12 protein-coding genes and 8 pseudogenes are annotated in these 25973 nt (G+C 54.1%); 16 read left to right on the top strand and 4 right to left on the bottom strand.

Going from position 1 to position 25973, the window contains the following annotated elements:
• Positions 1 to 5: 5 nt before the first annotated feature.
• The 3 genes and pseudogenes from ACMGGN_RS09860 to ACMGGN_RS09850 all read left to right on the top strand — a co-directional run.
• Positions 6 to 4262, top strand: a complete 4257-nt coding sequence (locus ACMGGN_RS09860) for an RHS repeat-associated core domain-containing protein (protein WP_414156719.1) — start codon at positions 6 to 8, stop codon at positions 4260 to 4262.
• Positions 4263 to 4272: 10 nt separating this feature from the next.
• Positions 4273 to 4857 carry an imm11 family protein gene (locus ACMGGN_RS09855; protein ID WP_174142642.1) on the top strand — a complete coding sequence of 195 codons (585 nt, stop codon included), beginning with the start codon at positions 4273 to 4275 and terminating at the stop codon, positions 4855 to 4857.
• Positions 4858 to 5147: 290 nt separating this feature from the next.
• Positions 5148 to 5669, top strand: a pseudogene (locus ACMGGN_RS09850) (DUF6531 domain-containing protein); the annotation flags it as partial.
• A 46-nt stretch (positions 5670 to 5715) separates the two neighbouring features.
• On the opposite strand, the gene tnpC reads toward ACMGGN_RS09850, so the two are convergent.
• Positions 5716 to 7296, bottom strand: a complete 1581-nt coding sequence (gene tnpC, locus ACMGGN_RS09845) for an IS66 family transposase (protein WP_414156366.1) — start codon at positions 7294 to 7296, stop codon at positions 5716 to 5718.
• Positions 7297 to 7314: 18 nt separating this feature from the next.
• Positions 7315 to 7674, bottom strand: coding sequence for an IS66 family insertion sequence element accessory protein TnpB (gene tnpB / locus ACMGGN_RS09840; protein WP_033697337.1), 360 nt, complete (start codon positions 7672 to 7674; stop codon positions 7315 to 7317).
• Positions 7675 to 7760: 86 nt separating this feature from the next.
• Between tnpB and ACMGGN_RS09835 the strand changes: the two are divergent.
• The 6 genes and pseudogenes from ACMGGN_RS09835 to ACMGGN_RS09810 form a co-directional block, all read left to right on the top strand.
• Positions 7761 to 10238, top strand: a pseudogene (locus tag ACMGGN_RS09835) (RHS repeat-associated core domain-containing protein); the annotation flags it as partial.
• A 410-nt stretch (positions 10239 to 10648) separates the two neighbouring features.
• The gene (locus ACMGGN_RS09830) at positions 10649 to 11317 is read left to right on the top strand and encodes an Imm26 family immunity protein (RefSeq protein ID WP_231386199.1); all 669 of its coding nucleotides are present in this window, start codon (positions 10649 to 10651) and stop codon (positions 11315 to 11317) included.
• A 297-nt stretch (positions 11318 to 11614) separates the two neighbouring features.
• The gene (locus ACMGGN_RS09825) at positions 11615 to 11779 is read left to right on the top strand and encodes a hypothetical protein (protein ID WP_231386198.1); all 165 of its coding nucleotides are present in this window, start codon (positions 11615 to 11617) and stop codon (positions 11777 to 11779) included.
• Positions 11780 to 11903: 124 nt separating this feature from the next.
• Entirely contained in the window at positions 11904 to 12500 is a 597-nt protein-coding gene (locus ACMGGN_RS09820) for a hypothetical protein (RefSeq protein ID WP_174141382.1), read from the top strand.
• Positions 12501 to 12687: 187 nt separating this feature from the next.
• A pseudogene (locus ACMGGN_RS09815) lies at positions 12688 to 15396 on the top strand (RHS repeat-associated core domain-containing protein); the annotation flags it as partial.
• Positions 15374 to 15811, top strand: a complete 438-nt coding sequence (locus tag ACMGGN_RS09810) for an NTF2 fold immunity protein (RefSeq protein WP_414156718.1) — start codon at positions 15374 to 15376, stop codon at positions 15809 to 15811. The pseudogene ACMGGN_RS09815 and the gene ACMGGN_RS09810, both read left to right, overlap by 23 nt.
• Before the next feature lie 267 nt (positions 15812 to 16078).
• Here ACMGGN_RS09810 and ACMGGN_RS09805 read toward each other — a convergent pair.
• A pseudogene (locus ACMGGN_RS09805) lies at positions 16079 to 16987 on the bottom strand (IS30 family transposase); the annotation flags it as partial.
• A gap of 221 nt (positions 16988 to 17208) precedes the next feature.
• Between ACMGGN_RS09805 and ACMGGN_RS09800 the strand changes: the two are divergent.
• The 6 genes and pseudogenes from ACMGGN_RS09800 to ACMGGN_RS09775 form a co-directional block, all read left to right on the top strand.
• Entirely contained in the window at positions 17209 to 17805 is a 597-nt protein-coding gene (locus ACMGGN_RS09800; protein ID WP_414156717.1) for a hypothetical protein, read from the top strand.
• Positions 17806 to 18101: 296 nt separating this feature from the next.
• Positions 18102 to 19577 (top strand): annotated as a pseudogene (locus ACMGGN_RS09795) (RHS repeat domain-containing protein); the annotation flags it as partial.
• Positions 19578 to 19579: 2 nt separating this feature from the next.
• Positions 19580 to 20026, top strand: coding sequence for a DUF6386 family protein (locus ACMGGN_RS09790; protein ID WP_414156716.1), 447 nt, complete (start codon positions 19580 to 19582; stop codon positions 20024 to 20026).
• Between the two features lie 216 nt (positions 20027 to 20242).
• Positions 20243 to 22448 (top strand): annotated as a pseudogene (locus ACMGGN_RS09785) (RHS repeat-associated core domain-containing protein); the annotation flags it as partial.
• A complete protein-coding gene (locus tag ACMGGN_RS09780; protein ID WP_414156715.1) occupies positions 22433 to 22972 on the top strand; it encodes a hypothetical protein in 540 nt (179 codons plus the stop codon). The pseudogene ACMGGN_RS09785 and the gene ACMGGN_RS09780, both read left to right, overlap by 16 nt.
• Before the next feature lie 684 nt (positions 22973 to 23656).
• Positions 23657 to 23980 (top strand): annotated as a pseudogene (locus tag ACMGGN_RS09775) (hypothetical protein); the annotation flags it as partial.
• Between the two features lie 29 nt (positions 23981 to 24009).
• Here ACMGGN_RS09775 and ACMGGN_RS09770 read toward each other — a convergent pair.
• Positions 24010 to 25029 (bottom strand): IS30 family transposase, encoded by a 1020-nt coding sequence (locus tag ACMGGN_RS09770; protein WP_414156714.1) that lies wholly within the window; start codon positions 25027 to 25029, stop codon positions 24010 to 24012.
• 197 nt (positions 25030 to 25226) lie between these two features.
• Here ACMGGN_RS09770 and ACMGGN_RS09765 point away from each other — a divergent pair.
• Positions 25227 to 25902: pseudogene (locus ACMGGN_RS09765) on the top strand (RHS repeat domain-containing protein); the annotation flags it as partial.
• Positions 25903 to 25973: the final 71 nt, after the last annotated feature.

The raw sequence follows: 25973 nt of genomic DNA, 5'->3' as shown, positions 1-25973 counted from the left end.
CCCTCATGTTCGAAGCGGCCAGGTTCGGCGACGATATTTCGCACACTAGCGCTCTGGGGGGCTTCCTGATCGGGGCTGCCCTGGGCATCGCGCTGGTGGCCACGGTGGCCATCGCCACCTTCACCTGCGGGTTCGGCGTGGCCTTGCTCGCCGGCATGGCGGCCGGTATCGGAGGCAGCTTGCTGACCGCGGCCGGGGAGGCGATAGGCAGTATGTTCTCATCCCCCTCAGGGACGATAACCACTGCCTCACCCAACGTCTTCATCAACAGCCGCAAGGCCGCGCGGGTCGAGAAAAGCATCGGTGCCTGTGACAAGCACCCAGGGCCCGTACAGATCGCCGAAGGCTCGACCAACGTCTTCATCAACAGCGTGGCGGCGGCCCGCAAGGGCGACAAGTTGACCTGCGGGGCGACCATCTCCGGCGGCTCGGACAACGTCATCATCGGCGGGGGTACATTCCGCTATCTGCCGGTGGACGACGAAATCCCCAAATGGCTGCGCACGACCGTAGACGTGCTGATGGCCGTTGCCGGTGCCGCCGGCGGTATCGCCCAGCTGATCAAGGCCGGCACCCAGGCCGGCATGAAAGCCGTCATGCCCTGCGCCCTGAAGTTCACCGCAGGCTTTGTAGCCGGCGAAGTCGCCAGCCGCTACGTAGTTGAACCGGTAGCGCAGCGGGCCATGGGCGCCCTGACCGGTAACCCGGTAGACCTGACCACCGGCCGCAAACTCATCCCCGACGAAATCGACTTCAGCCTGCCCGGCCTGATGCCCATCGAGTGGTCGCGCTTCTACGCCAGCGACCTGACGGTCGACAGCGTGCTCGGCCGCGGCTGGGTACTGCCGTGGGAACAAAGCCTGCGCCGCAAGGGCAGCTTCATCTACCTCACCGACAACCAGGGCCGCGAAGTCCCGTTCGTCTCGCTGCAGCCGGGCGAACGCATCTACAACCCGCACGAGCAGGTGTACCTGGTGTGCACCGAGGGCGGCCACTACATTCTGCAGACACTGGACAACCTGTTCTTCTACTTCGGCGAAGTGCCAGACACCGACACCGACGTGCCGCTGCAGCGCATCGAAAACGCCCTCGGCCACTTCCTGCACTTCACCCGCACCGCCGAAGGCACGCTGACCGACATCAGCGCCACCGGTGGCACCCGCGTGCACCTGCATTACGACAACCCGCTGGGCCGGCTGACCGACATCAAGCGGGTGGTGAACAACGAAGCGGTCGAAACCCTGGCTCAATACCGCTACGACGAACACGGACAGCTCAGCACGGTGATCAACCGCAACGGCGACACCGTGCGCAGCTTCAGCTACGCCGACGGCGTAATGGCAAGCCACAGCAATGCCCTGGGCCTGACCTGCCATTACCGTTGGGAAACCCTCGACGGCCAGCCCCGCGTGGTCGAGCACTGGACCAGCGACGGCGAACACTTCCATTTCCGCTACGACTTCGCCCAGCGCATCAGCTGGGCCACGGACGTACTCGGCCGCGAGCTGGAGGTGCAGTACAACGCCGACCACCGCGTGTTCGCCAGCCGCGACTACGGCGGTGAGCGTTACGCCATCGCGCTGGACGACTACGGCAACATGGTCGGCCTGACCCTGCCGGACGGCAACCAGCTGCACTTCAAGTACGACGAATACGCCCGCCTGCTCGAAGAGACCGACCCGCTGGGCCGCACCATCGCCTACGAATACCACCACCTGACCACCCTGGTAACCAAGGTCACCTACCCGGACGGCAGCACCTGGCAGGCGCGCTACGACGACAAGGGTAACCTGCTCGCCGAAACCGATGCGCTGGGCCAGATGACCGAGTACCTCAACGGCGAAGATGGTTTGCCGCATACCATCATCGATGCGACGTACAAGTCCAAGTACCTGTGGTGGAACACCCTTGCCCAGGTCGAGCGGTATCAGGACTGTTCGGGTAAAAACACCTATTACCGCTACGACGACCGCCAGCACCTGGTGGCCGTGACGGATGCGCTGCACCAAACCACCACGCTGGAACGCAAACCGGACGGGGAGGTGGTCAAGGTCAGCCATCCGGATGGCACCTCAGAGACCTTTACCTACAACCCGTACGGCCAGGTGCTGACCCACACCGACGGTAAAGGCCAGACCACGCGCCTGCTGCGCACGGCACGCGGACTGCCGAGCAGCCGGCAGGATGCCAAAGGGCAGCGGATTCGCTACGAGTACGACAAGGCGATACGCCTTACCGCGCTGGTTAACGAGAACAACGCGACGTACAGCTTTGCTTACGATGCGTCGGACCGGCTGGTGGAAGAAGTGCGGGTGGACAACCTGACGCGGCGCTTCACCTACAACGACGGCGGCCATCTGACCCGGCTGGCCGAAATTGGCTACGGTGAGAACGGTGAACAGCCACAACGTGAAACGCTGTTCGAGCGCGACCCCATTGGCCGGCTGATGGCCAAGCTCAACCGTGATGCCCGTCAGGATTATGTATACGACGAAGTCGACCGGTTGCTGAGCATTGAGCGACACCCAACCAGCATCGGCAAGCAACTGGGAGTGAGCGAAGAAAAGCTGGAGTACAGCTATGACCTGCTGGGCCGACTGACTCAGGAAATCACACCGCAAGGCGTACTCGGCTACGAATACGACCCACTGAGCAACCTGACCACGCTGACCTTGCCGGACGGGCGCAAGGTCAACCACCTGTACTACGGCAGCGGGCACCTGCACCAGCTGAACCTGGACGGCCAGGTCATCAGCGACATGGAGCGCGATGACCTGCACCGCGAGGTGTATCGCACGCAGGGCAAGCTCACCAGTTGCTTTGGCTACGACGCCATGGGGCGCAAGGCTTGGCAGTTTGCGTCTACCCTGCCTGCAGAAAAGCTGTCGCAAGTGCAGAACTCGGGCATCAACACCTCGCTGCTGGTGGAGCACGCCTACAACCCGATTCACCGTCGCTACCAGTACGATCCGGCGGGCGAATTGGTACGCACGCTGGACAAGCTGCGCGGCGAGATCAAGTACGAGTACGAAGCCAACGGCCAGTTGCACAGCCGCGATACCGGCTCGCTTATAGGTAGCGAAGAGTTCCGCTACGACCCGGCCGCCAACCGCCTGGACTTCAATGCGCGGCAGCTGGAGAAGGTCAAGGACAACCGCATCAAGCGCTGGCGGGATCAGGAGTACCGCTACGACCCGTGGGGCAACCTGATTGAGAAGCGCTCGGGGCATAGCAAGCTTCAGAGTTTTGCCTATGACTGCGAGAACCGGCTGGTGCGTGCTGAGACAGTGGTCAACGGCAAGCTGGAAAGTACGGGTGCTTATCGCTATGACAGCCTGGGGCGGCGGATTGCCAAGCAATCTGAATTTAACGGTGTGATAGAGCAAAAGCGCTTTGTCTGGCAGGCTTTCAAGATGCTGCAGGAGGTGGCGCCGGGGCGTACTACGCTCTACTTGTATGAGCCAGCAGGATACATTCCTTTAGCACGCATTGATACCGTTGAAGGTGAAATGCAGCAGATTTATTACTTTCATAACGACCAAATGGGAACACCGTTAGAACTGACGAATAGCGATGGCGAAGTTGTCTGGCAGGTGCGCTATAGGTCTTGGGGGGTAGTTGACGAATTTTCTGTTAGAAAAGTTGAGCAAAACTTGCGCTTCCAAGGTCAGTATTTTGATGAGGAAGCAGTGCTTCATTATAATCTTTACAGGTATTACGATCCTGAAATAGGTCGCTTTATTACACAGGATCCAATAGGGGTCTTGGGTGGGGAAAATCTGTATACATATGCTCCTAATCCAGTTTCTTGGGTAGACCCTGCAGGATTATCACCTAGCAAGCTTCTTGCTGCAGCCATGGCAAAGGCTGGAAATACAGTTCCCTCGGGATATGCCGCTCACCATTTAATTCCTACTAATGTTGTAAATAAGTCCAATCTTATTCAAGAGGCAATGAAGCGAGGTATATATAATCCGAATGGCGCTAGCAATGGATCACCACTCCCTACCACATCTGCGGAATCCCTAGCCTCAGGTAAACCACTGCATAGTGGTGGTCATTTGGGTTCTTACTATGACGCAGCAAGGAACCGTTTATTGATAGCGGAGCAGAAGATTGGCAATGTGGCAACTGCATCTGATAAGACCCTTCTTAAAAAGATCGGCGCTGTCGAACGCAGTATGAGGATGAGTCTTGGTTCAGACACCTTGCGCTTACAAAATACGGACCCTAGGCCGAAAGGCACTAGGTCGACATGTTAGGAGGGAAATTATGAATTATTTTACAATGTTGCATGAAGTAGTTGAAGGGGGGTATACGGATGGCGAGGTTTCATTCTCACCGGAGCTCAATGATTACTATCAAGTAGGAAAATGCATTTCGTTAGAAGGTCTATCAATTACTGTAGTGCTGGATAAAAAGATTCGCAGCCTGAAATCTGATTTTTTCTTAACTGCATGCGGTGCATTTTTTGGGTCGAGGGAATTAAGAGTTGTATTTGAAGAGTTAGGTTCTAACGCTGAATTTGTAAAGGCTGAGGTGAAATATTTTGACGGCAGGCCTGTAGAAAAAGATTACTTTTTAATACATTTGAATCATAAGATCAAATGCTTCGACTATGAACGTTCAGATTACTCTGGTAAAGCTATGATTTTAAAAAAATTTAAGTCGGGTGAGTTGGATGCTGAGTACATGGCCCGAGGTGTAACAAAGCTGTGTGTTGATGAATCAAAAGCAGATGGTTCTCATTTCTTATTTTTGGGTGGCGTCATTTGGATTGATCCGATCGTGTCGGAGGTTTTTGTCAGTAAGGTCGAAAGCAAGAAGCTCGCTATAAGGTTTGTTGCTCTCGGTTGAGTAATTGGCTTGGCGGGTATTTTTACACGTTGATATGCTAAGTATGGGGGTCGATCAAGTTTATTTGTAAGGGATGCTCAAGGTCGCCAACCACAAAATGATCTTTAAAATAGCTGGTTTGGAAGTGGATGCCAACTTTGTCTCATTACGCTTCCAACTTTATATATGCTGCTAGATTTGTATGGCTGGCCGTGATGTTGCATGAGGTTAATTAGTTTTTTTGCATGTTTTTGACAGGGCTGCCCTGTCGCTGGCGGAGGCGCCAGCCGCTACGTGGTCGAACCAGTAGCCCGGTAAACCAGACCACGGGCCGCAAACTCATCCCCGACGAAATCGACTTCAGCCTGCCCGGCCTGATGCCCATCGAGTGGTCGCGCTTTTACGCCAGCGACCTGACAGTCGACAGCGTGCTCGGCCGCGGCTGGGTACTGCCGTGGGAACAAAGCCTGCGCCGCAGGGGCAGCTTCATCTACCTCACCGACAACCAAGGCCGCGAAGTCCCGTTCGTCTCGCTGCAGCCGGGCGAACGCATCTACAACCCGCACGAGCAGGTGTACCTGGTGTGCACCGAGGGCGGCCACTACATTCTGCAGACGCTGGACAACCTGTTCTTCTACTTCGGTGAAGTGCCAGACACCGACACCGACGTGCCGCTGCAACGCATCGAAAACGCCCTCGGCCACTTCCTGCACTTCACTCGCACCGCCGAAGGCACGCTGACCGACATCAGCGCCACCGGCGGCACCCGCGTGCACCTGCACTACGACCACCCGCTGGGCCGGCTGACCGACATCAAACGGGTGGTGAACAACGGAGTGCGATCCATGAACCCCTCCTATCACATGATGGGGCAGCAGGTTACCGTGGCATCTCTGGCGAGCAGTTCCACGGCAGAAGAGCTTCGTAGTCGGCCACCGACGATGCATACGGCAGGTGCTCAAGTACGTGGCGCAGCCACGTATAGGGCTCCTGGCCGTTGACCTTGGCGGTCTCAACCAAGCTGTAGATCTTTGCGCTGGCACTGGCGCCGTTCACGGTGTCGCTGAACAGCCAAGCCTTGCGCCCGATGACAAATGGCTTGATCGCACGCTCCGCAAGGTTGTTGTCGATCGGCAAATGGCCGGCCTCGACATAGCGTTCCAACCGACTCCAGTTGTTAGCCAGATAGTGCACGGCCTTGCCCAGCACACTTTGCGGTGTGACCTGGGAGTACGTCTTGTCCAGCCAGCTTTTCAATTGGCCGAGGATCGGCAGGCTTCGTTCCTGGCGACCGATGAACCGCTGCTCATCGCTGACATCCTTGAGTTCACGCTCGATGCCATACAGCTTGTTGATCATCGCCAGCGCCACATCGGCACGTCCCGTCTTGCCTTTGGGCTGCATCTTTTGCGCCTCGACAAACTTGCGGCGTGCATGAACCATGCACGCCAACCGTTCGACACCGGGCTGTAATGCCAACGCGTTGTAACCGGCGTAATCATCGGTCATGACATAACCGCGATAGCCCTCCAGCAGGCGCAACGGTATCTCCTGCGCACGGCTGGTGGTGTAGTCGAACAACACGACTTGTCGATCAGGTGGCCCGCTGGCCTGCACCCACATCCAGGACTGGCTGGTCGGGTCGCGATCCGGTTCCTTGAGCACCTGCACCCGCGTTTCATCGCAGTGAATCACCGGGCTTTCCAACAACCGCTCACGCATCAGATTCAGCAGCGGCTGGAAGTGTTCGCTGCACTGGATTACCCAGCGGGCCAAGGTTTGCCGGGGGATTTCGATGCCATGCCGGGACAGTACGCTTTCAAAACGGTGTAGCGGCAGACCATCGACATACTTGGTGGTCAGCAGCATGGCCAGCACGCTGGGGCTGGCCATGCTCTTTTCGATCAACTGGGCTGGCTTGTCAGCGGTAACCGGCGCGGTTTCGCAGCCCCGGCACCCGTAAACCTTGCGCACGTGTTTGAGTACGCGGATCTGCATCGGCACGATGTCGAGCTGCTCGCTGGTTTCCTCGCCAATGACATGCTTGCGGCAACCACAGGCGCAGGTCAGTTCGTGCTCGGGCAGGTCGTGGATGACTTCGACCCGAGGCAGATCGGCCGACAGTGGTTTGCGTTTGCCGCGACGTTTGGCAGGCGCAACGACTTCTTCGTCGGCATCGTCAACCACCGCCAGTAGCGGGTCGCTTTCGGGTTCGTTGAACATCGCCAGTTGCGGCGTGTTGGGATCGACAGTTTGCTCAGACTTACGGCCAAAGAAACGGTCACGCCATAACTTGATCTGCTCTTTCAGGTCGTCGATGTGTGTCGTATAAGCCTCCTTGACCTCCTGCTCGCGCACACGGGCAGCCGATTGCTCACACGCACGAGCAGCGTAACTCTCAAGCAGCATTTGCTTGAGCAGAACAGGGTCATCCGGGAGGTTGTCGGGCACTGAAATCATGGCCCGGATTATACCGGGTCAGGCGACGAAACGGGGCGTCAGAACCTGATGCGGACGGTTGCGCCAGAGGTCGAAACCGTCGAGTAGCCAGTTCAGTTCTTGGACGGTCAGGACAATCGCTTCGTCGCTGGCGTCGGGGGAGGTTTTGAAACGTTCGGCTTCGAGGCGTTTGAGCCAAAGACAGAAGCCGTTGCGCTCCCAATACAACACCTTGATGCGATTGCGAGCTTTATTGAGGAAAACGAACAGTACGGGGTCGAACACGGCGACCTTGATATCCAACTCGACCAGCGCGGTGAGGCCGTCGATGGACTTTCGGAAGTCTACGGGCTTGGGATAGAGGTAAACCTTTTCGACTTTGCTGTCGGGTCGCATCATGGCGGGCGGGCTCCAGAAAGAAATCGGGAGCGCAGCATCGGGCATCAGGTAGTCGCTTGGAATGTGGGCTTCATGGAGCGGATACGAACAACGAAGCGGTCGAAACCCTGGCTCAATACCGCTACGACGAACACGGCCAGCTCAGCACGGTGATCAACCGCAACGGCGACACCGTGCGCAGCTTCAGCTACGCCGACGGCGTAATGGCAAGCCACAGTAATGCCCTGGGCCTGACCTGCCATTACCGCTGGGAAACCCTCGACGGCCAGCCCCGCGTGGTCGAGCACTGGACCAGCGACGGCGAACACTTCCATTTCCGCTACGACTTCGCCCTGCGCATCAGCTGGGCCACGGACGTACTCGGCCGCGAGCTGGAGGTGCAGTACAACGCCGACCACCGCGTGTTCGCCAGCCGCGACTACGGCGGCGAGCGCTACGCCATCGCGCTGGACGACTACGGCAACATGGTCGGCCTGACCCTGCCGGACGGCAACCAGTTGCACTTCAAGTACGACGAATACGCCCGCCTGCTTGAAGAGACCGACCCGCTGGGCCGCACCATCGCCTACGAATACCATCACCTGACCACCCTGGTAACCAAGGTCACTTACCCGGACGGCAGCACCTGGCAGGCGCGCTACGACGACAAGGGCAACCTGCTCGCCGAAACCGATGCCCTTGGCCACCTGACCGAATACCTCAATGGCGAAGATGGTTTGCCGCATACCATCATCGATGCGACGTACAAGTCCAAGTACCTGTGGTGGAACACCCTTGCCCAGGTCGAGCGGTATCAGGACTGTTCGGGTAAAAACACCTATTACCGCTACGACGACCGCCAGCACCTGGTGGCCGTGACGGATGCGCTGCACCAAACCACCATGCTGGAGCGCAAACCGGACGGAGAGGTGATCAAGGTCACCCATCCGGACGGCACCTCAGAGACCTTTACCTACAACCCGTACGGCCAGGTGCTGACCCACACCGATGGCAAAGGCCAGACCACGCGCCTGCTGCGCACGGCACGCGGACTGCCGAGCAGCCGCCAGGATGCCAAAGGGCAGCGGATTCGCTACGAGTACGACAAGGCCATACGCCTTACCGCGCTGGTTAACGAGAACAACGCGACGTACAGCTTTGCTTACGATGCGTCGGACCGGCTGGTGGAAGAAGTGCGGGTGGACAACCTGACGCGGCGCTTCACCTACAACGACGGCGGCCATCTGACCAGGCTGGACGAAATTGGCTACGGTGAGAACGGTGAACAGCCACAACGCGAAACGCTGTTCGAGCGCGACCCCATTGGCCGGCTGATTGCCAAGCTCAACCGTGATGCGCGACAAGACTATGCCTATGACGATGTTGACCGGTTGCTGAGCATTCAGCGGCAACCCAGCGGTATCGGCAAACAACTCGGCATCACCGAAGAAAAACTCGAATACGCCTATGACCTGCTGGGGCGACTGACCCAGGAAATCACCCCACAAGGCGTACTCGGCTACGAATACGACCCACTGAGCAACCTGACCACGCTGACCTTGCCAGACGGGCGCAAGGTCAACCACCTGTACTACGGCAGCGGGCACCTGCACCAGCTGAACCTGGACGGCCAGGTCATCAGCGACATGGAACGCGATGATCTGCATCGCGAGGTGTATCGCACGCAGGGCAAGCTCACCAGTTGCTTTGGCTACGACGCCATGGGGCGCAAGGCGTGGCAGTTTGCTTCGACGCTGCCTGCAGAGAAGCTGTCGCAAGTGCAGAACCCCGGCATCAACACCTCACTGCTGGTGGAGCACGCTTACAACCCGATTCACCGTCGCTACCAGTACGACCCGGCGGGCGAATTGGTACGCACGCTGGACAAGCTGCGCGGCGAGATCAAGTACGAATACGAAGCCAACGGCCAGTTGCACAGCCGGGATACCGGGTCACTGGTTGGCAGCGAAGAGTTCCGCTACGACCCGGCCGCCAATCGCCTGGACTTCAATGCGCGGCAGTTGGAGAAGGTCAAGGACAACCGTATCAAGCGTTGGCGTGATCAGGAGTACCGCTACGACCCGTGGGGCAACCTGATCGAGAAGCGCTCGGGACATAGCAAGCTTCAGAGTTTTGCCTATGACTGTGAGAACCTCTGGCAAGGGCTAAGGATGTTGCGTGAGGAGACGCCGGGGCAGAGCATTCTGTATCTCTATGAGCCAGGTAGCTATGCACCGTTAGCGCGGGTTGACCAGGCGGAAGGGGAAGAGCAGAAGATCTATTACTTCCATACCGATCAGATTGGTACGCCGCTGGAGCTGACTGATAGTCAGGGCGGGATTGTTTGGCAGGCGACGTATCGTTCTTGGGGCGCGATCGAGCAGGTGACGATTAATGAGGTGGAGCAGAATCTGCGCTTCCAGGGCCAGTACTTTGATAGCGAAAATGGTCAAAATTACAACACTTTCCGATATTACGATCCGGAAGTAGGTAGATTTACCACTCAAGATCCCATTGGAATTGATGGTGGATCCAATCTTTACTTCTATGCTCCCAACGCTGTAGCGTGGGTCGATCCATTAGGGTGGGTAGCGGAAACTGCACCTGGTTATTTTGTTTACGCTTTGTATGATAAAGGCGTTAAAGATCCCTACTATATTGGGATTACTGATAACGTAACGAGACGCCGTGGTGAACATGCTGTCAGCGGCAGATTGAATGGCGGAAAGATGAAGGTTCTTGATCGTAATGTAACCTACGGGCAGGCGCGTGGCTATGAGCAAGCCTATATTGAGCATCATGGAACTAAAACTGGTGTTGTAGGTGAGGCAATATCGGATAGCAATAGAGGCAACAAAATCAACTCTTATGATCATCAAAGCAAAACAAGATCAGCGAGTCGACAGCAATATTTCGAAAATAGCTACAATGAAAAGACATCTAGTCTCGGTGGTAAGAAGTCAACGTCGAGCGCCGTTGCCTGTTGAGGAGGTTAATGATGGGATGGTGGAATGTGCCCGGAAATAACGAATTAGTTGTCGGAGATATTCCTTTAGACCGAATTGGGAAGCTGATGGAGGAGCTTCAGGAGCTTTATCTCGAATCCTTGGGTAGACGTCCTGCGCTTGGTGAAGTACGTTATATGATTGAGTTATCTCTCAAGGTTAATGGCCCCGGCTTGTTTGATGATATGGAAACTGGCTCAGATAAATGTGAGGATGCTTTAGTGCGCAAAAATAAAACCATCAAATATACTTCGGGCGATATCCTTGCTTTTAAGATTGATGAGAATGAGTATGGGTTTGCGAGGCTGATAAGAAAGATAGAGCTGGGTTATGTCTCTGAAATTTATTGTGAGACTGCTGCGTCGCCCAGTGAGGGGTTATCTGTCATAAAAAAAATAAAAAAATTCCCGGTTATATTAGATACTTTCTCCTTGTTGGAAATGGGAGAGGGGGAATGGTCTGTGATCGGCAATGCGAAAGGAGAAAATGATGATAAAGTAGATGGGTTGAGGTTTGTGTTTGGTACTCCACCATTCGACTTGAAAAGTATTGATGTAAATGAGGATGAGAAAAAAATATCAGAGAATGATTCTTTAGGCCTGCCTCCTTATGAGCAGATGGGCGACGAAGATGTTAAGGAGCTTTTTGAGGTGAGTTGAATTATATTGTTGGCGTGGCGTTTTGAATTATTTCATGGGCGAAATTTAAACTCGAATGCAGTATTGGCCCTGTCTGTAGCTTGATGATGATGGTCTGGTAAATGAGTTGCGATGGTATAAGTTTTTATTTTCTTCACTTCCTGTAAGTCTTTGAGTCTCGGTGTCGATTTAGAGTGATGCTCAGCTGCTGATTAAATACTTGAGTGACGATCTTTAAAATTGTTGAACCGGAGGCGGGTGCCGACTTTGTTTCATTCGCTTCCATTTTTCTTGAGGGCCGTCTGACCGGTCTAACGGGTGGTCAACAAGCAGGCCGTGGAAACCCTGGCTCAATACCGCTACGACGAACACGGACAGCTCAGCACGGTGATCAACCGCAACGGCGACACCGTGCGCAGCTTCAGCTACGCAGACGGCGTAATGGCAAGCCACAGTAATGCCCTGGGCCTGACCTGCCATTAACGCTGGTAAACCCTCGACGGCCCCTGGTTTTGGGTGTTAAAAATATTCAAAGCTGGGCGAGCTCCGGGCTTCAAAACGGGCTGTTTAAGACCGATCCATCTCTTTTAGGTTGCTGTGAGTTCTTATGAAAGAATTTTATCTGCTCAGTGCTGCGGAAGGCGACGATGTTCCGCTTTTCTTTGATGAGAAGTGGATCCCGGAATTGCCGGAGTTCAATCAAGTAATTGCGAATCCTGACGTATTGGATTTTTCAAGCTCCTATGAAATGAAAGCCGACTTGAATAATCTTCACGTCGATGTGATATTTGAGCAGTATCTCGCGTCATCGGAATTCATTCGAATGTGCGAAAATTTTCATTGTAAGTTTCTGAGCATTCCTGTGATGATTTCGCTTCGCGGCTCTGCGAAGCCTAAAAAGGATTATAGATTTTTCTGCGTCCTTAGTAGATGTTCATTGCTAGATGTTGATCGATCTACTTTTGAATTGGTGGGTGACGGACTTTTGCGCCCAGAAAGCGAGCGCCAACATATGTTGCCATTATATGCTCGAATAGATAGGTTTTCCCCGAGATCAGATGTAGAGTATGATTTATTCTACTGTGAAGAATTGAAACAAATGGTCTGTTCTTCTGTGTTTAGAGAGGCATACTTAAAAAATAGTTTCATAGGGCTCTATTTTGAGAAAATTGATGAGGGATTTGTATATGCTCCGTGGGGTTGATTTCGCAAGGTCAAGCACTTCTAAGACCGCACGGGCAGAAGCACCCACTACCGTTACATGAGGAGCTATATAGATTAATTGGAAATGAAAATCATCGCGAGCGTGGAACCTTTAGCATGTAGTGAGCGCGTATTTGATGATGGAGTAACTGAGTTGAAATATGCTCTGGGTACCAGGTCTCCGCTGTAACGAAGACAACCGCGTCGTCGCCAGCCGCGACTTTGGCGGCGAGCGCTACGGCATGGACTTCGATGCGTCCGGCAACATCATCGGCTTCACCTTGCCGGACGGCAATCGCCTTGGGCTCAAGTACGATGACTTTGGCAGGCTCGTCGAGGAAACCGATCCACTGGGCCGCAAGATCAGCTACAAACACCACCTCGCCACGCCACTGGTAACTGAAACCCGCTTCCCCGATGGCAGCATCTGGAAGTCTCGTTACGACGGCAAGGGCAATCTGATTGCCGAGATCGACCCACTTGGCCACAAGACCGAGTACCTCAACGGTGAGGATGGCCTGCCGCACACGATCATCGATGCGAACTTCAAGTCCAAGTACCTGTGGTGGAACACCTTCGCCCAGGTCGAGCGCTTTGAAGACTGCTCGGGCAAGAGCACGTACTACCGCTATGACGAGCGTCAGCACCTGATAGCCGTCACCGACGCGCTGAACCAGACCACCACGCTGGAGCGCAAGCCGGATGGAGAAGTGCTGTGCATCCACCACCCGGACGGCACAGCAGAGAGCTTCACCTACAACACCCTTGGCCAAGTGCTCACCCACACCGACGGCAAAGGCCAGACCACACGGCTGCAGCGTACGTCGCGCGGTTTGCCCAGCAGCCGCCAGGATGCCAAAGGGCAGTGGGTTCGCTACGAGTACGACAAAGCGCTGCGCCTGACCGCCCTGGTCAACGAGAACAGCGCAGCCTACCGCTTTGCCTATGACGCCTCGGACCGCCTGAGTGAAGAAGTGCGGGTGGACAACCTGACCCGGCGCTTCAGTTATGACGCTGGCGGCAATCTGGTTCGCCTGGACGAAATCGGCTATGGCGAAAACGGCGAGCGCCCGGAGCGCGATACCGTATTTGAGCGCGATGCGATTGGCCGCTTGCTGGCCAAGGTCAACCGCGATGCACGCCAAACCTTCGAGTACGACGAAGCCGACCGGCTGCTGAGCATTCAACGCCACCCGACGGGTGCCGGCAAGCAGCTCGGGGTCACCGAGGAAAAGCTGGAATATGCTTACGACTTGCTCGGCCGGCTGACGCAGGAGATAACCTCCAACGGCAAGCTGGGCTACGAGTACGACCCGCTCAGCAACCTGACCACGCTGACCCTGCCAGACGGGCGCAAGGTCAACCACCTGTACTACGGCAGCGGTCACCTGCACCAGCTGAACCTGGACGGCCAGGTCATCAGCGATATGGAACGCGATGACCTGCATCGCGAGGTGTATCGCACGCAGGGCAAGCTAACCAGTTGCTTTGGCTACGACGCCATGGGGCGCAAGGCGTGGCAGTTTGCGTCGACCTTGCCAGCGGAAAAGCTGTCGCAAGTGCACAATCCCGGCATCAATACGTCGTTGCTGGTGGAGCATGCGTACAACCCGATTCACCGCCGTTAATAGTACGACCCGGCTGGGGAGTTGGTACGCACCCTCGACAAATTGCGTGGCGAAATCAAATACGAGTACGAAGCCAACGGCCAGTTGCACAGCCGTGATAGCGGTTCCCTCGTAGGTAGTGAAGAGTTCCGCTACGACCCGGCCGCCAACAGGCTGGACTTCAATGCGCGGCAGTTTGAGAAGGTCCAAGACAACCGCATCAAGCGTTGGCGGGATCAGGAGTACAGGTACGACCCGTGGGGCAACCTGATCGAGAAGCGCTCGGGGCATAGCAAGCTGCAGAGCTTTAGCTATGACTGCGAGAACCGGCTGGTTCGGGCGGAGACGCTGGTCAATGGCAAGTTGGAAAGCACCGGCACGTATCGCTATGACAGCCTGGGGCGGCGGGTAGCCAAGCAATCGGAGATCAACGGCATCACGGAGCAGAAGCGCTTCCTCTGGCAAGGGCTGAGGATGCTGCGTGAGGAGACGCCTGGGCAGAGTATTCTGTATTTCTATGAGCCGGGCAGCTATGCACCGTTGGCTCGTGTTGATCAGGCGGAGGGACAAGAGCAGAAGATCTACTACTTCCACACCGATCAGATCGGCACGCCCCTAGAAATGAGCAACAGCGAAGGTAAGGTCGTTTGGCAGGCCATATATCGTTCGTGGGGGGCGATTGAACATCTGACTGTCGATGAAATCGTGCAGAACCTGCGTTTTCAAGGGCAATATTTTGACGAAGAGACTCATCTGCACTACAACACATTCCGCTTCTATGATCCGGAGGTGGCTCGCTTTTTAACTCAAGACCCAATAGGGCTAGCAGGGGGAGACAACCTTTATAGTTTTGCTCCTAATCCTGGCGGCTGGCTTGATCCTTTAGGATGGTGCGTATCAACGAATGTAACCCGTGGAGTAGCAGGTCAGCCGCTTAAAGCCACAGCTAGGATCACCAAAGGAGACCTAAAAACTGGTACTGCAACTAACCAATCATCACGTGCTTGGGCGCGTATGCTGGGTAATTCAGACGACGATGCAGGCCACATCATTGGGAAGCTTTTGGGCGGTTCTGGAGGCAAGGGCGGTGTGTTCCCTCAGCTCTCAAAGGTGAACCGTGGGTTGTTCCGAGATTTTGAAAAGCAAATTGCAAAAGATGTATTTGATAATGGCCCGGTTGATGTTGAATTGATATTTAAATATGGTGCCGGAGGCACAAGGCCTACTAAGGTCCTCTATAACGTGTTCAGAAATGGTGAGCTGCTAGATGGAAAAATATTCAGTAACTAACTTGCGATATGAATATCGAGATGCACTGGTGGGATTCATGCGCGCTATGTATGAGTGGGAGTCATCCGGATACACAAAAAGTTTGGCGGCTTTTTCGGATGATTCCTTAGGCGAGGGTCTGGAGCAGAGTATGAAAAATGATCTTTTGCTGATTTTTAATAAATATGTTGTAGAGGAAGGTAGGAACTATGATCGGGTAGAAAATACGGTTTGCGGCAGATTTCCTGAGTATGATCTTGGAAGTGATGAAATTGAGGTGTGTGAAGATAATGGGAATTCGGTCTCAGTCATTGTCAGAAAAAAAACAGGGTTGCGCGCTTCCTTTAAATTGACTCTCACTATGGAGGGTAATGAATGTAAGGTTAGCAGAAGAGATCTGCAAGATGGTCGGAGATGGCAAAGAACTTATGTTTAGTGGCTGATGCGTGAAGAAATTTTGAGCTCTGGAAAGCGTGGCGTGTTGGGAAGTCTTGTGGAGGTGGTTGTTTTTCATGAGGCGTATTCTTTAAAATTGTAAGTTTTGATTACTGCTATATAAGCCGCCTTTGAACTAAGTAGCGAGTGTTTGCTGCTGCGCAGTACCGCAATTGGGCAGCCCCCTGCATCTTATCTCCCGCGGTTTGCCCAGCAGCCGCCAGAATGCCAAAGGGGCGATTTCAAAGGCTGAGTGCAACACCGGGCTTCATTGAATTAAGGATGGGCTCTCATGATGCCGAGCCATCATCTGCGTCATATCTCGATTGGGCATTGGTAATCAAAACGCTGGCGCGGCCGAATATTCAGTTCATACGCAATGGCATCCAGCTGCTCCTGGCTATGCCCAGACAAGTCGGTGCCCTTGGTCAGGTACTGCCTAATCAGGCCGTATGTTTTCATTGCTGCCGCGCTGCCAGGGGCTATGCGGGTCGCAGAAGTAAACAGCCACTCCGGTACGCTGGGTGATCTCGGCGTGACGCACCATTTCCCGGCCCTGGTCATAGGTCAACGTTTTACGCGCTGCCAGAGGCATGCGGTTCAAGGCGGCACTGAAACCTTCGACCGCCGAAGTCGCTGTGGCGTCATGCATCTTGATCAGCATCAGGTAGCCCGTGCTGCGCTCTACCAACGTACCGACCGCAGAAGCATTGGCTTTGCCCTTGATCAAATCGCCCTCCCAGTGGCCGGGCGTCAGACGATCTTCGGCCTCAGGCGGACGAACATGGATGCTGACGAGATCAGGGATTTGGCCACGGCGGTCTACCCCGCCAGTGCGGGGGCGACGACTGGTTTTACCTTGCCGCAAGCAAATGATCAGCTCCTTGCGAAGCTCACCCACCGGCAATGCATAGATGGCGTTGTAGATCGTTTCGCGGCAGACGTAAGCGTCTTCAAGCTTTGGGAATTCCATGCGTCGGAGTTTGCCGGCAATTTGCTGAGGAGAAAAGCGCTGTCGCAGCAGGTAGGCCACCAGATCGAACAGTTCGCCACCTGGTTCAAGCTTGCGCGCAGGTCGGCACGCCTTGCGGCGCAGGCGCATCTGTTGCTGAGCCTGGCTGGCAGAATAGGGCGAGGCACTGGCGGCATTACAGCGAAGCTCACGACTAATGCTCGAGGAATAGTGTTGAAGGTAATGGTCGGTTAGGTGAAGCATGGAAAGGTGATCCAAGGAATATTGTATTCCTTCAGAATGCCAACCATCCAAGCGGAATAGATGAGCACTTGAATGCCGGTCAGGGGCATCGCGGAAACTACAAGAATCCCGGAAAAGGGCGCCTGATCGACCGCCTTAGAAGTGCAACAAAGGGGTCTTGCGGGTAACTATTGGAGGCTGCAATGAGTGATATCAGAGATGCGCTGAAGGAATTGAGCTTGGTGCATGATAAATACCAGATTGATGGTGGTTATCGAGCGTCACATGCCGCTGGGTCTAATTGGCCTTCTGAGCTTCCTCGTTCTATTGAAACTGACATTTTCTATGATGAATATGAGCCTTGTGGTGTGCGGATTGAGACGGGACTTACTCCTCTTAAGATGTTTGATATAGCTTCATTAAAGAAAGCGCAGCTTGGCTATCGTTGGGTCAATACCGCCGAGGGTGTGGTCTTGAGCGATGACTGGTCACATCAAGATCTGGTCATAATGGATGATAGTGGCGGCGGCAAGCCAATCATCGCTGTCACTGATGTTGAAAAAACTCCGGTTTTCGCAAGTTATGATGTCGTAGAATCTTTCCAGGTTGCTGACTCTTTGGCCGACTTTATATTGGCGCTTTCGAGATTGGTAGATATAGTTTATGGTCGGTTCAACATATTTGATCTTTCTGATGATGAGGGCGTTAGTAGCATATTTCTCACGATGCTGAATGATGAAGTTGCTCCTATTCTAGGTGAGGATAATGCTGCTCGTTTTATAGACTATTTTTATGGGTAAGTAATTGCTGATAGCATTGGTTGACTTCTTGCTTGGTCGCGTATTATTTTGAGCCTGTAGGTTGCTCTTTAAGAGCTTATGCAGGTAGTGGCTGAGCGTTCAGCCACTACAAATTTTTAATGATCGGCAGTATCCGTCCGGATGCTGCCGCGAAGTTGACGACTTGGGTGCGTTGATCACGTATTGTAACAGCCAGTTCCCCCTGCCGCCCCAATCTTCGATGCAAACTCAAGTCCAAGTATTTGTGGTGGAATGCCTGCGCTCAGGTCGAGCGCTTCGACGACTGTTCGGGTAAACACCGCGAGGTGTATCGCACGCAGGGCAAGCTCACCAGTTGCTTTGGCTACGACGCTATGGGGCGCAAGGCGTGGCAGTTTGCGTCGACCCTGCCTGCAGAAAAGCTGTCGAAAGTGCAGAACCCCGGCATCAACACCTCACTGCTGGTGGAGCACGCCTACAACCCGATTCACCGTCGCTACCAGTACGATCCGGCAGGTGAACTGGTACGCACCCTCGACAAATTGCGTGGCGAAATTAAGTACGAATACGAAGCCAACGGCCAGTTGCACAGCCGCGATACTGGTTCCCTCGTAGGCAGCGAAGAGTTCCGCTATGACCCGGCTGCCAACCGCCTGGACTTCAATGCGCGGCAGTTGGAGAAGGTCAAGGACAACCGCATTAAGCGTTGGCGGGATCAGGAGTACCGCTACGATCCGTGGGGCAACCTGATCGAGAAGCGCTCGGGGCATAGCAAGCTTCAGAGTTTTGCCTATGACTGTGAGAACCGGCTGGTGCGTGCCGAAACGCTGGTCAACGGCAAGCTGGAAAGCACCGGCTCGTATCGCTATGACAGCCTGGGTCGACGGGTAGCCAAGCAGTCGGAAATCAACGGCATCACGGAGCAGAAGCGCTTCCTCTGGCAAGGACTGAGGATGCTGCGTGAGGAGACGCCGGGGCAGAACATCTTGTACCTGTACGAGCCAGGCAGTTATGCGCCGCTGGCTCGTGTTGATCAGGCGGAGGGACAAGATCCTAAGGTCTACTACTTCCATACGGACCAGATCGGGACGCCATTAGAGTTAAGTAACAGCGAAGGTGAGATTGTTTGGCAGGCGACGTATCGCTCTTGGGGAGCGATTGAGCAGCTGACGGTCACTGAAATCGAGCAGAATCTGAGATTTCAAGGGCAATATTCCGACAGCGAAACGGGGCTGTATTACAACACTTTTCGATATTACGATTCCGTAGCCGGAAGGTTTGTAACTCAAGATCCTATTGGCTTAGCGGGGAGTCTCAATCTTTACCAATACGGTCCCAATGCTCAGAATTGGGTTGACCCGCTGGGGCTGACATGCTCCACTGCTCTAACCGTAAATAAACCTAAAGCGTTGTCTAACTCCGAGCTTTCTAGCGTGGAAAGGACGTTTTTTGAAAAACAGTTTATGAAAAAGAAAAATGCGCTTAACAGAGCTGTGAAAAGGGGAGAGCTTGTTTGGTCCCCAGGCACACACGATGTCAGGATTTCTTCTCTGCAAGGTTCGTATCGCAAGGCGGTGAGTGATCGATACGAGCGAATGTTTGGTAAAGCACCTGACTTAACTAAATTCAATGCTGATCATCCTGTTGATTTGATTGTTGGCGGATCTGCAACCCAACGGCTGCAAATGCTCAATGAAACGATTAATAAAAGTGTTGGAAGTTCATTGAAAGGTGCTGGGAGGCGGGCTGGCCTTAAGCCTGGTGACATTATTAGTGAGATTATTTGGGAGTAACTATGACTACTGAGTTCTCGGTGATTACAGATACTGCAACATTGGCGATATTTGATCTTGGCGCAATTCGCCACCGTATGAGCGATACGTTTGATTGGTGGAGTATCCAACGCGATGAGATTTATGAGATGAATGAAGGTAATATAGCCTTTTTAAATCTCGTTGAGGATGGAAAGTACGTAGTAAAAGTTCTTGATGACTTGCCTGGTGCACTGGGTAGCCTCTTCTTGTCAGTCCCCTCCGGGCGTGTATTTATAGGCGCGGGCGAGGATACCACGGGAGGAGATTTAGAACCTGATATTTCTGATGCTATACAGGGGGCTTTTATTGATCTTGCTCCAGGTAATTATCAAATGTCATACGCTGCTGAATGCGGGGTAATTAAGTTATCCTTTGCATGTGCTGATAGTCATCGTAACAATTTTTCAGATTCAATCCGGCTTGGTTGAATTGCTAATGACCCAAAATGGTGGATGTAATTGAATAATGCTGATCTTTTTTTGAGAGGCTAGACAAGTCTGGCAGTGCTTTGGCTTGAATATTTGAAATTTGCAATAAGAAGTGTGTGTCGCTCTGCATTTTTTTGCTCCTAAGTTTACTGCTGTAGAAAGTGGTTCTTTAAAAATGAGCGTAAAAAGGCTGGGGCGTAGGTCCCAGCCCATCTTAAATTCGCCCGCCTGCTCGAAGAAACCGACCCGCTGGGCCGCACGATCGCCTACGAATACCATCACCTGACCACCCTGGTAACCAAGGTCACCTACCCGGACGGCAGCACCTGGCAGGCGCGCTACGACGACAAGGGCAACCTGCTCGCCGAAACCGATGCCCTTGGCCACCTGACCGAGTACCTCAATGGCGAAGATGGTTTGCCGCACACCATCATCGATGCGACGTACAAGTCCAAGTACCTGTGGTGGAACACCCTTGCCCAGGTCGAGCGGTATCAGGACTGTTCGGGTAAAAACACCTATTACCGCTACGACGACCGCCAGCACCTGGTGGCCGTGACCGATGCGCTGAACCAGACCACCACGCTGGAACGCAAACCGGACGGGGAGGTGGTCAAGGTCAACCACCCGGACGGTACGGCAGAGACCTTTACCTACAACCCGTACGGCCAGGTGCTGACCCATACCGATGGCAAGGGCCAGACCACGCGTTTGCTGCGCACAGCCCGAGGCCTGCCGAGCAGCCGCCAGGATGCCAAAGGTCAGCGGATTCGCTACGAGTACGACAAGGCCATACGCCTTACCGCGCTGGTTAACGAGAACAACGCGACGTACAGCTTTGCTTACGATGCGTCGGACCGGCTGGTGGAAGAAGTGCGGGTGGACAACCTGACGCGGCGCTTCACCTACAACGACGGCGGCCATCTTACCCGGCTGGATGAAATTGGTTACGGCGAGAACGGTGAACAGCCACAACGCGAAACGCTGTTCGAACGCGACCCCATTGGCCGGCTGATGGTCAAGCTCAACCGTGATGCCCGTCAGGATTATGCATACGACGAAGTCGACCGGTTGTTGAGCATTCAGCGGCAACCCAGCGGCATCGGCAAACAACTCGGCATCACCGAAGAAAAACTCGAATACGCCTATGACCTGCTGGGCCGACTGACCCAGGAAATCACCCCACAGGGCGTGCTCGGCTACGAATACGACCCGCTAAGCAACCTGACCACCCTGACTTTGCCGGACGGGCGCAAGGTCAACCACCTGTATTACGGCAGCGGGCACCGGATCATTGGTGGGCAGCGAAGAGTTCCGCTATGACCCGGCCGCCAACCGCCTGGACTTCAATGCGCGGCAGTTGGAGAAGGTCAAGGACAACCGTATCAAGCGTTGGCGGGATCAGGAGTACCGCTACGACCCTTGGGGGAATCTGATCGAGAAGCGTTCGGGGCACAGCAAGCTGCAGAGCTTTAGCTATGACTGTGAGAACCGGCTGGTTCGGGCGGAGACGCTGGTCAACGGCAAGCTGGAAAGTACGGGCGCTTATCGCTATGACAGCCTGGGGCGGCGGATTGCCAAAACCGCTGAAATCGGCGGCACCTCGGAACAAAAGCACTTCCTCTGGCAAGGGCTGAGGATGCTGCGCGAGGAGACGCCGGGGCAGAGCATTCTGTATCTCTATGAGCCGGGTAGCTATGCGCCGTTGGCACGGGCTGACCAGGCGGAAGGGGACGAGCAGAAGGTCTATTACTTCCATACTGACCAGATTGGTACGCCGATGGAGTTGACCGATAGCCAGGGCCAAATTGTCTGGCAGGCGAGTTATCGGTCTTGGGGTGCGATCGAGCAGATGACGGTCAATGAAATCGAACAAAATCTAAGGCTTCAAGGGCAATATTCGGACTCAGAAACAGGGCTACACTACAACACGTTCCGGTACTACTCACCTGACACTGGACGATTTGTTACACAAGATCCCATAGGCTTAATTGGTAGTGTTAACTTTTATGCGTATGCTGTAAACCCTGTTGGGTGGATAGATCCTTTGGGCTTGTCTGAGCTTTTAGCACTGGTTAGAGAAGCCCATGATCTACTAGATAAGACTGCCCAGAAATTTAAGACAACCGCTATAGGGCTTGATAAAGATGGTGGCATGTTTATCTCCTCAAGTGATAAAACTGTGCCAAGAATACAAAGGGAGTGGGCCCAGCAACGTGGGATATCAGTGGTGAGCGGGGTCGGGCACGCTGAAGAAACTATTATCAAGGCAGGCAAGGGGGCAACGACTATTGACGCATCACGAGGCGTGTGTTTGGATTGCGAGCATTTAATGAAAGAGCATAATGTAAAGACCAATACCCATACAACAGGTAGGAAAAGTAGGAAGCGTATTGGAGGCTCGACATGCAGTGGGGTGTGATTTTTGGAAGTGCCAGTATTCTACAGAGATTTTCTGGCTTGTCTGATAATGAGAAGGCTATAGTTGGAGCTGCTTATTTATATAGGCAGTTGCGGCTGATCGAGCAGTTCGATGCTTGTTATGACGAAGATTTGACTCAGGTGTTCAAGGAGGGGGTGGTCGCTTGTGCCAATACCAATTTAGCAGCAGTACAACTGGTGGAGCGCGTTGAGTCGAAGATTCCGGACACTGACGAGTTTCCGGAGGAAGAAGGGGCATACGCCCAGAATCTATTTATTGCATTGAAGTATCTATTGGAGTTTGTCTTTGAGGGGGGGGTAGAAGCTTTCGAAAGCGCTATTTCCATGGCTATGGAAAATATAGATGTAATCAACTATAATATCGATCCTAATTATGATGAGTCTGCTGCGTTAACTGGAGAGGTAGCAGTTGCGTCATCTATTATAGATAAATTGGCTCTCAGGAGGCAGAAAAGGTCTGGATTGGATCTACTGAACTGGCTCTGTGCAGGGAACTTCATCTGATCTATGTTGGTTGCATAAATCGACGGTGTTAGAGAGGGCTAGGTATGATCGATCTAGTGAAAAGCGATAATTACGATTATTGCTCCAATAACGCTGACTCGGATTAGTTACCCCTAAACGGCACCTGCTCGCGCTTTTCTTGTTTAGATCTGACCTTCAAAAGTTCCTAATGCGAAAGCGAATCTCGGGCTTGCATTCTTCACTTTCTTCTTATGCTACTGATGTTGGTCGGAGTTGAGTGGGTTCGATAGAGTAAAGTCGTTAAGTTGAAGCCAGAAATCCTGCAGTACGTCCGTGGGCTGTTGGTGGTAAGTGCTGAGGTAAAATAAGCCGATCTGACTCTTTGAAGACGCATATTTTAAACCAGCTTAAAGATTGCAGCGGTTGTTGTTCGGCTGATGAGACCCATTAAGTGGTGGTTCTAGTGGCGCTAGCGATTATCTGTCTCTAACTAAACCTCCGGCCGAGAATATGATGGCATGCGGAGCCGAACACACCAATGCCAACTAGTTTCTTGTGGGATGTGATGGATACAAGGTCAAGGACAACCGGATTAAGCGGTGGTCGGATCGGGAGTACCGCTACGATCCGTGGTTAGGTTTAAACCTAATGTTCTTTAACATTGAGTATTTTATGGGGGCATGTGGCCCCCTTAATACATGGCCTATTGACTACAGGGGCTAACGCTACGCCATCGACCTGGACGATTTCGGCAACATGGTCGGCCTGACCCTGCCGGACGGCAACCAGTTGGGCTTCAAGTACGACGAATACGCCCGCCTGCTCGAAGAGACCGACCCGCTGGGCCGCACCATCGCCTACGAATACCTCCACCTGACCACCCTGGTAACCAAGGTCACCTACCCGGACGGCAGCACCTGGCAGGCGCGCTACGACGAGAAGGGTAACCTGCTCGCCGAAACCGATGCCCTTGGCCACCTGACCGAATACCTCAATGGCGAAGATGGTTTGCCGCATACCATCATCGATGCGACGTACAAGTCCAAGTAGGCGGCCTCAGGTTCCAAGTGCAACAGTCAGTTGATAATGTTGAGCCGATTGGTTGCCAGCAGTTGCAGATGATCCGTCAACACTTCAACAGGGAATTTCCAGCCCAATGTCTGACGAGGTCGGGTGTTGAGCAAGTCGGCAATCTCGTCCAGCCGCTCCTGGCTAACCAGCGACAAATCGGTGCCCTTGGGTAAGTACTGCCGGAGCAGGCCGTTCGTGTTCTCGTTGCTGCCTCTTTGCCAAGGGCTGTGCGGGTCAGCGAAGTAGATCTTCATTCCCGTACGAGCTGTCAGCTCTTGATGCTTGGCCATCTCGCTGCCTTGGTCATGGGTCATGGTTTTCAGCAGCGCCGGTGCCATCCGCGAAAGTTCTCGCGTCATCCCCTCTAGCGCGGCGTCTGCGGTGGGCGCATCCAACTTGGCCAGGATCACGAAACGGCTCGTGCGCTCGACCATCGTCGCTACTGCCGAGCGATTGTTCGCGCCCATGATCAGGTCGCTTTCCCAATGACCTGGCACTTGTCGACCTTCGACCTCTTCAGGCCGGTAGCGAATATTCTGTTCAGCTGGATAGCGCTCGCGCCGAGCTGGCGCAGTGCTGCGAGTACGCCGCTTGCTGTCGCCCTGGCGCAGGTAACCAATGAGTTGACGCTTAAGCTCGCCGCGTGGGTATGCATAGATTGTCAGGTAGATCGTTTCGTGACTCACATGCCGCTCAGGATTATCAGGCCAGTAGTCCTTGAGTCTGGCGGCAATTTGCTGAGGAGACCAGCCCTTGGCCAACATGCTGTGTACGACCTGGAACAGTTCAGAACCAGGGGCAAGAATCTTGCTGCGCCTCGGGACGTGTCTGTGGGCACGGGCTCGAGCACCGGCAGTGCTGGCGTCATAGTGCCCAGGCTGCGACTGGCGCCGCACCTCTCGACTCAGCGTGCTGGGTTGGCGCCCAAGAACTTGGGCGATGGCTCGCAGCGAGGCGCCTTGCATACGCATGATCATTAGCGTTACGCGCTCTTCGATGGTCAAGTGGGTGTAGTGAGTAGTCATGCAGCACCTTACCTCGGGTGTTGCACTTGGTCACTGAGACCGCCTAGCCATGTAAGGCTCATCATGTAGCAGAGGAGTGGAAAGACCTAAGTGCGAATGCTGTTTATTGTTTTTTGGCGTCCGATTGGTCTTAGATGTATTTAAGGCAGTCGATCGCAAACCTGCAGTGTTAGCGGAAGTTAGACAAGATCAACTGTATCAACCGCTGGCGAAAACAATAGTATCGCTACGACCCGTGGGGCAACCTGATCGAGAAGCGCTCGGGGCATAGCAAGCTTCAGAGTTTTGCCTATGACTGTGAGAACCGGCTGGTGCGTGCCGAAACGCTGGTCAACGGCAAGCTGGAAAGTTCGGGCACTTATCGCTATGACAGCCTGGGGCGGCGGATTGCCAAAACCGCTGAAATCGAAGGCGCGACGGAGCAGAAGCATTTCCTCTGGCAAGGGCTGAGGATGTTGCGTGAGGAGACGCCGGGGCAGAGCATTCTGTATCTCTATGAGCCGGGTAGCTATGCGCCGTTGGCGCGGGTGGATCAGGCGGAAGGGGAAGGGCAGAAGGTCTATTACTTCCATACCGATCAGATCGGTACGCCGCTGGAGCTGACTGATAGTCAGGGCGAGATTGTCTGGCAGGCGACGTATCGGTCTTGGGGGGCGATTGAGCAGCTGAAGATCAGTGAGGTCGAGCAGAATCTGCGGTTCCAGGGCCAGTACTTTGATAGCGAAACGGGGCTGCATTACAACACTTTCAGGTTCTATGATCCTAATGTTGGCCGATTTTTGACGCAGGATCCTATAGGTTTGGCAGGCGGCTTGAATATATATTCGTACGCTGAAAATCCTATTCAAGAAATCGATCCCCTGGGGTGGTGCTCTACGAAACTGGGCAATAACATGGGGGCCAGAAAGGGCGATGGAATGGCTAATCATCATTTAATCCCCCGA

The organism is Pseudomonas sp. BNK-30, assembly GCF_047456185.1.
Lineage (GTDB): Bacteria > Pseudomonadota > Gammaproteobacteria > Pseudomonadales > Pseudomonadaceae > Aquipseudomonas > Aquipseudomonas putida_E.
This window is presented reverse-complemented; position numbering and strand designations above follow the sequence as displayed.